The organism is Microbacterium sp. (genome assembly GCF_031178525.1).
Taxonomy (GTDB): Bacteria; Actinomycetota; Actinomycetes; order Actinomycetales; family Microbacteriaceae; genus Microbacterium.
This window is the reverse complement of the sequence record NZ_JAPSJA010000010.1, coordinates 17,946-28,981: the sequence shown is the minus strand read 5'-3', so window position 1 is coordinate 28,981 and position 11,036 is coordinate 17,946. Positions and strand designations below refer to the sequence as shown.

At 70.7% G+C, this 11,036-nt stretch carries 9 protein-coding genes and 1 tRNA gene; 8 read left to right on the top strand and 2 right to left on the bottom strand.

Annotation, left to right across the window (positions count from 1 at the left end; translation table 11 throughout):
* From RIF89_RS01780 to RIF89_RS01765, 4 genes are all read left to right on the top strand, one after another.
* On the top strand, positions 1–329 hold a 329-nt coding region (locus RIF89_RS01780; RefSeq protein ID WP_309067448.1), incomplete at its 5' end, for an isocitrate/isopropylmalate family dehydrogenase.
* A gap of 34 nt (positions 330–363) precedes the next feature.
* The gene (locus RIF89_RS01775; protein WP_309067447.1) at positions 364–1,470 is read left to right on the top strand and encodes a branched-chain amino acid aminotransferase; all 1,107 of its coding nucleotides are present in this window, start codon (positions 364–366) and stop codon (positions 1,468–1,470) included.
* A gap of 22 nt (positions 1,471–1,492) precedes the next feature.
* Positions 1,493–2,266 (top strand): fumarylacetoacetate hydrolase family protein, encoded by a 774-nt coding sequence (locus RIF89_RS01770; protein ID WP_309067446.1) that lies wholly within the window; start codon positions 1,493–1,495, stop codon positions 2,264–2,266.
* Positions 2,263–3,525, top strand: a complete 1,263-nt coding sequence (locus RIF89_RS01765; protein ID WP_309067445.1) for an MFS transporter — start codon at positions 2,263–2,265, stop codon at positions 3,523–3,525. The genes RIF89_RS01770 and RIF89_RS01765 overlap by 4 nt, the downstream gene beginning before the upstream one ends.
* Before the next feature lie 69 nt (positions 3,526–3,594).
* Here RIF89_RS01765 and RIF89_RS01760 read toward each other — a convergent pair whose 3' ends face one another.
* Positions 3,595–4,662: an aminotransferase class V-fold PLP-dependent enzyme gene (locus tag RIF89_RS01760; RefSeq protein ID WP_309067444.1), complete on the bottom strand. Its 1,068-nt coding sequence runs from the start codon at positions 4,660–4,662 to the stop codon at positions 3,595–3,597.
* 83 nt (positions 4,663–4,745) lie between these two features.
* On the opposite strand from RIF89_RS01760, the gene RIF89_RS01755 reads away from it, so the two are divergent.
* The 3 genes from RIF89_RS01755 (at position 4,746) to RIF89_RS01745 (ending at position 7,408) form a co-directional block, all read left to right on the top strand.
* Positions 4,746–5,726: a LysR family transcriptional regulator gene (locus RIF89_RS01755; protein WP_309067443.1), complete on the top strand. Its 981-nt coding sequence runs from the start codon at positions 4,746–4,748 to the stop codon at positions 5,724–5,726.
* 10 nt (positions 5,727–5,736) lie between these two features.
* A complete protein-coding gene (gene gltX / locus RIF89_RS01750; protein WP_309067442.1) occupies positions 5,737–7,248 on the top strand; it encodes a glutamate--tRNA ligase in 1,512 nt (503 codons plus the stop codon).
* An 88-nt stretch (positions 7,249–7,336) separates the two neighbouring features.
* A tRNA-Gln gene (locus RIF89_RS01745) sits at positions 7,337–7,408 on the top strand.
* A gap of 51 nt (positions 7,409–7,459) precedes the next feature.
* Here RIF89_RS01745 and RIF89_RS01740 read toward each other — a convergent pair.
* Positions 7,460–7,627, bottom strand: coding sequence for a hypothetical protein (locus RIF89_RS01740; RefSeq protein WP_309067441.1), 168 nt, complete (start codon positions 7,625–7,627; stop codon positions 7,460–7,462).
* Between the two features lie 389 nt (positions 7,628–8,016).
* Here RIF89_RS01740 and RIF89_RS01735 point away from each other — a divergent pair, with 389 nt between their 5' ends.
* A complete protein-coding gene (locus RIF89_RS01735; protein WP_309067440.1) occupies positions 8,017–10,980 on the top strand; it encodes an alpha-L-rhamnosidase C-terminal domain-containing protein in 2,964 nt (987 codons plus the stop codon).
* Positions 10,981–11,036 lie beyond the last annotated feature (56 nt).

Below are 11,036 nucleotides of genomic sequence, written 5' to 3'. Positions count from 1 at the left end.
ACAACCTCTTCGGCGACATCCTCACAGACCTGGCCGGCGCCGTCACCGGTGGCATCGGCCTCGCCGCCTCGGGAAACATCAACCCCAGCGGCGCCTTCCCGTCGATGTTCGAGCCCGTGCACGGATCTGCGCCCGACATCGCCGGAACCGGCAAGGCCGATCCGACGGCCGCCATCGGCTCCATCGCCCTGCTGCTCGATCACCTCGGGCTGGCAGAAGAGGCGGATCGTGTGACGCGCGCGATCGAGCACGACATCGACTCACGGGGCGCGGAGCCCCGCACCACGACGCAGGTCGGCGACGCCATCGCCGCACGCCTGCAGGCGTAATCTGGGCCCACGCGCCCGAGACAGGATCACCGACATGACCGACACCCTCGCCCAGACCGACGACGCACTCGCCCCGCTCGATTTCGCGGTCACCAGGAACCTCGCGGCGAAGTCGCCGTCCGAGCGTGCGCAGCTGCTCGAGAACCCCGGCTTCGGCACCGTCTTCACCGACCACATGGTCGACGTGTGCTGGTCGGTCAAGGGCGGCTGGCACCGGCCCCGCGTGCAGCCGTACGGGCCGATCAGTCTCGATCCCGCCGCGGCCGTGCTGCACTACGGCCAGGAGATCTTCGAGGGCATCAAGGCCTACCGTCACGCGGACGGCGGCGTCTACACGTTCCGTCCCGAGCAGAATGCGCAGCGCCTGCAGCGCAGCGCGCGCCGCCTGGCGCTGCCGGAGCTGCCGACGGAGTACTTCCTGCAGTCGCTGCGCGAGCTGATCGCGGTCGACGGTGACTGGGTTCCGTCGGGCGAGGACCAGACCCTGTACCTGCGCCCGTTCATGTTCGCCAAGGAGGCGTTCCTCGGGGTGCGCCCGGCTCAGAAGGTGGCCTACTACCTGATCGCGAGCCCGGCGGGCTCGTACTTCAAGGGCGGCATCCAGCCCGTCAAGATCTGGCTGTCCGAGCGCTACCAGCGCGCCGCGAAGGGCGGCACCGGTGCGGCGAAGACGGGCGGCAACTACGCCGCGAGCCTGCTGCCGCAGGCCGAGGCGTACGAGAACGGCTGCGACCAGGTCGTGTTCCTCGACGCCGACGGCAACATCGAAGAGCTCGGCGGCATGAACATCCTGTTCGTCATGAAGGACGGCACGATCGTCACGCCCGCGTCCGAGACGATCCTCGACGGCATCACGCGCAACTCGCTCCTGCAGCTCGCGCGCGACCGCGGCCTCGCGGTCGAGCAGCGGCCCGTGTCGCTGAGCGAGTGGCGCGAGGGCGTCGCCTCCGGCGACATCACCGAGGTGTTCGCGTGCGGCACCGCGGCCGTGATCACACCCATCGGCGCCCTCAAGGCCGCCGGCTTCGAGGACGCCCAGCCGATCGGAGAACTCGCGCTCTCGCTGCGCGAGGAGCTCACCGACATCCAGTACGGACGCCGCGAGGACAAGCACGGCTGGCTGCACCGGCTCGACGCCTGAGCGGTGTCGTTAGGCTGAGCGGGTGAAGATCGCCCGGTTCAGCCACAACGACACCATCCGCTACGGGATCCTCGACGAGGCCGATCTGGTCGTCCTGGCGGGCGATCCGATGTTCGCGGGCTTCGAGACCACGGGGGAGCGGGTGCCGCTCGCGGATGCCGCACTCCTGGCGCCCGTGATCCCGCGCTCCAAGATCGTGTGCGTCGGGCGCAACTACCGCGACCACGCGGCGGAGCTCGGCAACGAGGTGCCCAAGCAGCCCCTGCTGTTCTTCAAGCCGAACACCTCGGTGGTCGGCCCCGGCGACACGATCGTGCGGCCCCCTCAGACGCAGGACACGCAGTGGGAGGGCGAGCTGGCGGTCGTGATCGGCCGCATCGCCAAGAACGTCAAGGCCGACAACGCGCTCGACTACGTGTTCGGCTACACGGTCGCGAACGACGTCACAGCGCGCGACCTGCAGAAGCCGGACGGCCAGTGGGCGCGCGCGAAGGGGTTCGACACGTTCTGCCCGCTCGGCCCCGCGATCGAGACGGACTTCGACGTGTCGCAGGGTGAGGTCATCACCCGGCTGAACGGCGAGGTGAGGCAGCGGGCGCCGTTCACCGACATGATCTTCGACCTCCCGTTCCTCATCGAGTACGCATCGGCCGCGTTCACGCTGCTGCCGGGCGACGTGCTGCTGACCGGCACGCCCGCCGGCGTCGGGCCGTTCCAGGCGGGCGACACGATCGAGGTCGAGATCCCCGGCATCGGGATCCTCCGCAACACCGCCCGCGACGCGCTCGCGTCGTGACCACCTCTGCCGCCGTTCCCGCCGCGGGTGAGCTGGCGCGCATCCAGGGCCGGACGGTCAGGGTCCTGGCGGCGGGCCAGGTGCTCGGCGGAGTCTCGTTCGGTGCGACCGTGTCACTCGGCGCGCTGCTGGCGGCCGACGTGTCGGGGCAGGAGTCGCTCTCCGGGTTCGCGACGGCCGCCGTCACGCTCGGCGCGGCGCTGTGCGCGATCCCCCTGGCACGCCTTGCGGGCGCGCGCGGCCGGCGCTTCGCGCTGACGCTCGGCAACCTGTTCGCGCTGGTCGGGATCGCGACCGTGATCACCGCGGCGGGCCTGCGAATGTTCCCGCTGCTGCTCGTCGGCGTGATCCTGATCGGCATGGGCAACGCCGGCAACCTGCAGTCGCGGTTCGCGGCGACGGACCTGGCGACGCCGCAGCGCCGCGGGCGCGACCTCGGCACGGTCGTGTGGGCGACGACCGTCGGGGGAGTGCTCGGTCCGCTCATGATCACACCCGGCGAGGCTCTCGGTGCGGCCGTCGGGATGCCGCCGCTCACGGGCGCGTACCTGTTCTCGATCGTCGCGCAGCTCGCGGCCCTGGCGCTCTACGTGGTCGCGCTGCGGCCCGATCCGCTCGTGCTCGCCCAGCGGATCGCCCGCTCGTCCGGTCCCGCCGGGCCGGTGGTGGAGGCCGACCGGCCCGTCGCCGCCCGGTACGCCATGCTCGCGGTCGCCGCCTCGCACGTCGTGATGGCGTCCGTGATGGCGATGACGCCGATCCACCTGTCGCACATCGCGCACGGCGGCGCCCACGCCGGGCATGGCTCCGACACGACCGAGATCACGCTGCTGGTCGGCACCACGATCGCGCTGCACGTGCTCGGGATGTACGGCGCCTCGCCTCTGTTCGGCTGGCTCGCCGACCGGATGGGCCGGGTCACGACGGTCCTCACCGGCCTCGGGATCCTGGCCCTCTCGCTCGGCACCCTCACGATCTGGCCGGACGAGCAGCCAGCGGTCGTCGTCGGGCTGTTCCTGCTCGGCCTCGGCTGGAGCGCCGGCACGGTCGCCGGATCAGCGCTGCTCACCGAGAGCACACCCGTCGGCCGGCGCCCGCGCCGTCAGGGCTTGAGCGACACCATGATGACCGCCTCGGCCGCGGTCGGCGCCGTGCTCGCGGGTGTGGTGCTGGACACGCTCGGCTACGGCGCTCTGGCACTCATCGCCCTCGGTGTCGTGGCCGTCACGGCCCTGCTGTCGCCGCTCGGGCGCCGCTGACCGGCACGCGACGGCGCGCGACCCGCGCGCGACCCGCGCGCGACCCGCACGTGCGTCGCGGATCCCCCGTCAGCCCCGCAGGGCGCGCACCGCGCGGTCGACGTCCTCAAGGTCGTTGAAGACGTGGAAACCGAGACGTACGCGTCCGGCGCGGCCTGACGCGGTGATCCCCGCCTGCACGAGTCGGGCGAGGCCGTCGCCGTCCGGATCCGGTGCGGAGACGATCGCGCTCGCGATCGCCGGCTCGGGGAGCGAGAGCAGTTCGCGGCAGTGCCGCGCGAGTCCGGTGTCATGCGCGTGGATCGCCGCCGGATCCGATGCCGCGAACAGCGCGAGCGACTGCTCGGCGCCGAGAAAGGCCTGCCAGGCGGGAGAGATGTCGAGCCTCGTCGCATCGGTCGCCAGCGGGAGGTCGTGCCCGTAGCAGGACGTCCACGGATCGGCGCCCGCGTACCATCCGGCGAACAGGGGCGGGATCTCGCGCGCGAAGTCCTCCGAGACGGCGAGGAAGGCGACCCCGCGCGGCGCGCACAGCCACTTGTAGGCGTGACAGACCAGCGCGTCCACGGCGTCGGCCGAGACCGGCAGCCAGCCGACCGCCTGCGCCCCGTCGCAGAGGGTGCGAGCGCCGTGGCGGCGCGCGGCCTCGGTGATGGCGGGCAGGTCGGCGACGTCGCCCGTGGCCGACTGGACGAGCGAGAACGCGACGAGCGCGGTGTCCGGGCGCACGGCATCCGCAAGCGCCGCGAGGGGGACGGCACGCACGCGCAGGCGTCGCGTCGAGTGCGCGAACGGCAGCAGCAGCGAGGAGAAGTCGCCCTCCGGGACGAGCACCTCCGCGCCGTCGGGAAGTGCCGCGGCGATCAGGGCCGCGAAGGGAGAGGTCTGCGAGCCGATCGCGACCCGCGCGGGGTCGACCCCGACGAGCTGCGCGAACAGCGCTCGCGACCGCTCCGCCGCCGCCGTGTACGCCGGGACGTCGACGCGTCCGGCGGCGGACGATTCGGCATCCGCGATCAAGGCGTCGCGCGTCGGGCGCGGGGGCAGACCGACGGTGCATGCGGCGAGATAGCCGGGCCCGCCGAGGAATTCGTCGCGGAGCGCGCCGATGGGGGAAGGGAAGGAGGGGGAGGACATGACATCCAGCGTCGCGACGAATGTCCCATTGGTCTACGGCAGGTTGCTGATCACATACTTCACCGCTGGTTATGGTTGACGGCATGACGGATGCGAGGGACGGCGCCCGCCCCGCCGCCATCGAGCTGGACGCGCACGACCTGCGACTGATGCGCGCCATCGCCGACGGCGGCTCGATCACGAGCGCCGCTGCGGCGCTCGGTTACAGCCAGCCCGCCGTGAGTCAGCACATCAAGCGACTCGAGGCGCGCACCGGCGTGCCGCTCGTCGAGCGGATCGGCCGGCGAGCGAGGCTGACCGAGGCGGGCCGCCTGCTCGCCCGCCATGCGCCGGCCGTTGTCACCGCACTGGAGGCCGCACAGGAGGACCTCCGGCTGCTGCGCGGCGGCGGCAGCGGCCGCGTGCGCATGACCGGCTTCCCGTCGGCATCGGCGACCGTGCTCCCGCGTCTCATGGCCGAGCTCGCACGCGAGCGCCCCGGCCTCGAGCTGCAGTACGTCGAGGCGGAGCCGCCCGAGGCGGTCGAAGCAGTGCGCGAGGGGCGCGCCGACCTCGCCCTGACGTTCAGCTTCCCGGGCGATCGAGAAGACCCGCACGGCGAGAGCGCGCGTGGCCTCACCGTCACGGTGGCGGGACATGACGACATGCTGCTCGTGCTGCCGGAGGCGCATCCGGCCGCGGCCGATCAGCGGGGTGCGGTCGCCGACCTCGCGGACGAGAACTGGATCGGCGGGTGCCCCCGGTGCCGTCGGCACCTGCTCGAGCTGTGCGCACGCGCGGGCTTCACGCCGCGGATCACGTTCGAGACCGACAACTTCGTCGCCGTCGAGGGTCTCGTGGCCCAGGGGATCGGAGTCGCCACGCTGCCGCGCATGGCCCTCGAGGCGACTCCGCGCCACGCCGGCGTGGCGATCCGCTCCCTGCCGCGGACCGAACGCCGCACGCTGCACCTCGTGGCCGCGCGCGGCGCCGAGCGCGTTCCGTCGGTGCGTGCGGTGCTCGCCGTCCTCGACCGCGTGCTTCCGGACATCCTCGGCCCGGTGGCGTCGGGTTCGCGCAACTAAGCTGGATCCGATGTCTTCTGCACCCGATCCCCGCACCACGACGGCCACCGGCGCCGACGTACGCGTGCGCTTCTGCCCTTCGCCCACCGGTCTGCCGCACGTCGGCCTGATCCGCACCGCCCTGTTCAACTGGGGCTACGCGCGCCACCACGGCGGCAAGCTCGTGTTCCGCATCGAGGACACGGATGCCGCGCGCGACAGCGAGGAGAGCTACCAGCAGCTGCTCGACGCGCTCCGCTGGCTGAAGATCGACTGGGACGAGGGCGTCGAGGTCGGCGGCCCGCACGCGCCGTACCGCCAGTCGCAGCGCACCGACCTCTACCTCGACGTGCTCGAGAAGCTGAAGGCATCGGGCGCCGTGTACGAGAGCTTCTCCGACGCTTCGGAGATCGACGCGCGCAACGAGGCCAACGGCCGCGCCAAGCAGCTCGGCTACGACAACTACGACCGCGACCTCACGGAGGAGCAGAAGGCCGCGTTCCGCGCGGAGGGGCGCCAGCCCGCCCTGCGCCTGCGCGTGCCGGACGAGGACATCACCTACGTGGACCTCATCCGCGGCGAGGTGACGTTCCCCGCCGGGTCGTTCCCCGACTTCGTGATCGTGCGCCCCAACGGCGCGCCGCTGTACACGTTCGTGAACCCTGTCGACGACGCCCTGATGGGGATCACGCACGTCCTGCGTGGCGAGGACCTGATGCCCTCGACCGCGCGTCAGCTCGTGCTGTACTCCGCGCTCGTCGACGCCGGCGTGACGACGTTCATCCCGCGCTTCGGTCACATGCCGCTCGTCCTGGGCGACGGCACGAAGAAGCTGTCGAAGCGCGACCCGCGCGCCGACCTGTTCCTGCATCGCGACCGCGGTTTCGTGCCCGAGGGTCTGCTCAACTACCTCGCGCTGCTCGGCTGGTCGATCGGTCCGGATCGCGACGTGTTCTCGCTGGACGAGTTCGTCGCGGCGTTCGACATCGCGGACGTCAACCCGAACCCGGCCCGCTTCGATCAGAAGAAGGCCGAGTCCATCAACGGCGACCACATCCGCATGCTCGAGCCCGCCGACTTCGCCGAGCGCATCCTGCCGTACCTCATCAAGGACGGCGTAGTGGGGGAGAACCCGACCGACGAGCAGCGCGCGCTGATCTCGAAGGCGGCACCGCTGATCCAGGAGCGCCTGCCGCTGCTCGGCGATGCGTCCGGTCTGCTCGGCTTCTTGTTCGCGGAGTATGTGACGTACGACGAGGATGCCCGCGCGGGGCTCCCCGAGAACGCGGTCGCGGTGCTGAAGGCGTGCGTCGACGCGCTCGAGCCGCTGCCGGAGCACGGCTTCGACGCCGCCGGGATCCAGGCCGCGCTGGCGGCCGCGCTGATCGACGGCCTGGGTCTCAAGCCGCGCGTGGCCTACGGCCCGCCGCGCGTGGCGATCACGGGTCGCCGCGTCTCGCCGCCGCTGTTCGAGTCGATGGAGCTGCTCGGCAAGACCGAGTCGGTGCGCCGTCTCGTCGCCCTCGTGGAGGAGCTGTCGTAGCCGACACGCCATGGTGACGCGTCCGGTTTGGAGGCACCCGCGCGGTCGGGTAAGCTAGACCCTCGGTACGGCTTCGGCCGGACGCCCTTGGGGTATGGTGTAATTGGCAACACGGCTGATTCTGGTTCAGTTGTTCTTGGTTCGAGTCCAGGTACCCCAGCTTCAAGAAAACCCCCGCTCCGGCGGGGGTTTTCTCGTCTGCACGGCGTGATCATGCTCGCGCGATGAGAAGCGACGCTCCGGCAACCGCCGCCGGCGTCTCATCGTCGGGATCGAGCCACACCGCGAGCACGCCGGAGAAGACGACAGCCGCGATCGCCACGAGGATCGCGACCATGATCAGGACGGCCGTGGCGGTCGAGCGGCTCGGGCGGCTCATGCGGTCTCCTCCATGTCCAGATGTCGCGCCTGACGTCGTCAGGCTATCCACGAGGATGACCGTCGAGACTCGCAGCTCTCGGGCGCACACGGCCCGGTGCCCGGTGCCGGTGGTCGAATCGAACGGTGTGAGGCCATTCGGTGAACGGGGCTCACGGTCGGTGGGGTCCGTCCTATCGTTACGGGGAGGCCGAGTCGATTCACGCTCTCGAAGTGTGGTCCGCTGGCACGTCAGCGGTTCCCGGCACGCGGGATGTTCATGCTCGAGTTCTCGAAGGAGACATGCGTTCGCCATCCCCTGCGCGTCGGCTTCACCGCGCGCTCCGCGCGAAGGTTGTGAGACGGGCTGCCTCGGTCGGAGCTGTCGGAGCACTGATCGCCGCACTGGCGATGTCGACCGGCAACGCGCTGCCCGCTGCTGCCGGCCCGTCGGAGTGGCAGGACGAGGTGCTGGGCACGGGCGAGACCGACCTCGTTCCCGAAGTCGTCGCCGGTGTGTCCGGTGACGTCACGAACGCGACCGCGCTCGTCGCGGACGGCAGTGGTTCGGCGACGCTCACCTGGGACGGGGAAGGCCAAGCCCCGTACGTCATCCTCGACTACGGTCCGATCGTCGGCGGCCTCCCGTACTTCACCGCGGAATCGGCATCCGGCACGGTCGGCGTGCGGATGGCGTACAGCGAGAGCCTCAGGTACGTCATCCGGAAGAACGGATCACTCCTCGTGAAGCCGGCCGCCGCCGGCGACGACACGGTGTACCTCACGAGCACCTCTCACCTCGCCGTCGGGCAGTCGCTGGTGATCGGCTCGGGCGACGACCAGGAGACGGTCGAGATCGTCTCGGTCGGACTCGCGGCCCAAACCTCGGCCGCGTTCGCGCCGATCGCCGCCGGCGCCACGCACGTTGAGGTCACGAACACCGAGGACTTCCCCGTGGGGTCGGAGCTGCTGATCGGAACCGGGGCTGCGCTGCAGTCCGTGACGGTGACCGAGGTCGGGCGTCCGTCCAACCGGACGCCCCTCGCCGTCGACGCAGCCGCGGGCGACACGAACATCACGGTCGGGTCGGGGCCCGGGTGGCAGGTCGGCGACGTCCTCGCCGTGAACGGCGAACCGGTCACGGTGACGAGCGTCGGCACGCAGGGTCCGGCGGGTTCGGACGTCGGAGTCACGCCGCTAAAGGCGGCGCATCCGGCGGGCGCGCCCGTCGTGTTCAGCGGCGCCGGGGTGTCCTTCGCTCCCGCGGCGGCGGAGGCGTTCCCGGCGGGAACCACGATCCGCACTCCTCGCACCGGTGTGGAAGTCGAACCGCTCGAGAAGTCCCACCCTGCGGACGCCCCGGTGACCAGCACGCCAGGCGTCGTGGCCGGCGACGATGCCGGTTTTCTCGGCGCCGGGGTGGGATCGCCTCGGAGCAGCGTCTTCAAGGTGACGGGCGCCGGCACCTACGCCACCCCCGCGAACGCGCTTCAAGGAGGCATCCGCTTCCACGCACTGACGCTCACCACGCCCGGCACCGTCACGATCTCGAAGGTCGGTGTGGAATCCCGGTTTCCGAACTACGCCGCGGACGACTACCGGGGATGGTTCCTCTCCAGCGACGAGACGCTGAACGACATCTGGTACACCGGGGCGTACACGGTCGACACCAACATGGTTCCGCGCGGCGCCCAGAACAGCAGCTCCTTCCCGGTGATCCTCGACGGCGCCAAGCGCGACCGTCGCATCTGGGCCGGCGACCTGTTCCACGCGGGGCGCTCGACGTACACCGCGTTCGGGTACGGGGCGCAGGGATCCGACTACGTCAGCAACGCGATCGACGTCCTCGGCGCGCGCCGAGCGACGGACGGTTCGGTGCCGGGCGAGTCCGCGAACTGGACGAGTCGGCCGCCGGTGGCGGAGTTCTACTCCACCGCATACTCCCTCTATTTCCCGATCGGCGTCGTCGACTATGTCCGGTACTCCGGCGATCTGACGTTCGGCATCGAGCAGTACGACCGCCTGAAGGCCCAGATGGACTACAACCGGAGTCTGGCGAACCCCGATGGCCTGATCGTGACGACGGACGCCGACGGGCGGGACTGGGACTTCTACGACGGCGGACGAGCCGGCACGGTCACCGCGACCAACGTGCTCTACTACCGTGCCCTGACCGAGGCGGTCTGGCTGGCCCGTCACCTGATCGCGAACGACCCGGACGACCCCGCAGCGGCGACCTGGGCGACCGACACAACGGAGTGGGACTTGCGTGCGGCGCAGGTCAAGGAGTCGATCAACGCCACCCTGTTCGATCCGGCCCGCGGCGTCTACAAGATGTCGAACGTCGACACGAACGACCGATCGGGCGACGCCGTGCCTCAGGACGCGAACGTCATGGCGATCCTGTGGGGCGTCGCACCCGAGGAGAAGGTCGATGGGGTCCTGGCGTATCTCAAGGCGCACCTCTGGGGCGAGCAGGGCCCACAGCCGTTCTCTCAGGAGGCGAACAACTCCACCCTGATCAGCACGCACATCTCGGGGTTCGAGTTGGCGGCCCGTTTCGAAGCCGGGAACGCGGATGACGCGCTCACGCTCATCAAGACGCTGTGGGCTCGGATGGCTGATCCCTCCGACCCGTTCTACACGGGCGCGTTCTGGGAGAACCATCAGCAGAACGGGGACCTCACCGACGCATACAAGAGCCTCGCGCACAGCTGGGCCAGCGGTCCGACGTGGGGGATGTCGGCCTACCTGCTGGGCGTGAAGCCGGTCGAACCGGGATTCGCCACGTGGACGGTGCAGCCGCACCCGGCCGATCTGCACTGGAGCAAGGGGAGCGTGCCCACGCCGCACGGCGCGATCGACGTGTCGTGGGCGAAGGAGGACGGCGTGCTGGATCTCGATGTCTCCGCTCCCGACGGCACCGCCGGTGAGGTCTGGGTGCCGCGAGCCGACGGAGACGGCACCACCGGCTCCGCGGGATCCACCTACCTGCGCACTGAGGACGGCTACGACGTCTACCGGGTCGCCGCCGGTGGCGTCTACTCGTTCAGGGCGGAGCCGCCTCCGGTGATCACGTCGAGTGTCGCTGACGGCTCGTATGTGCGGGGCACGGGGGAGATCACGATGACGGTGGTGGACAACGATCCGCACGCGTATCACGCGCAGTTGTATACGGCAGCGGGACGCCGGGTGCCGACGATCGAGGGCTCTCAGTGGATGCCCACGACCGACTCGCTGACGATCCCGGCACGGTGGGAGGCGGTGCCGGACGGCAGGTACTACCTGCTGCTCTCTGCCAGGAGCGTGTCGGGCGGCGAGTCCACTCTCAAGGTCGACCTGACCGTGGACAACACTCGGCCGGGCGGGTCGTGACGCCTTCGGCGGAAGCGGCGGGGTGCGCTCGGGGACGCCAGTGTCGCGAACCCGCT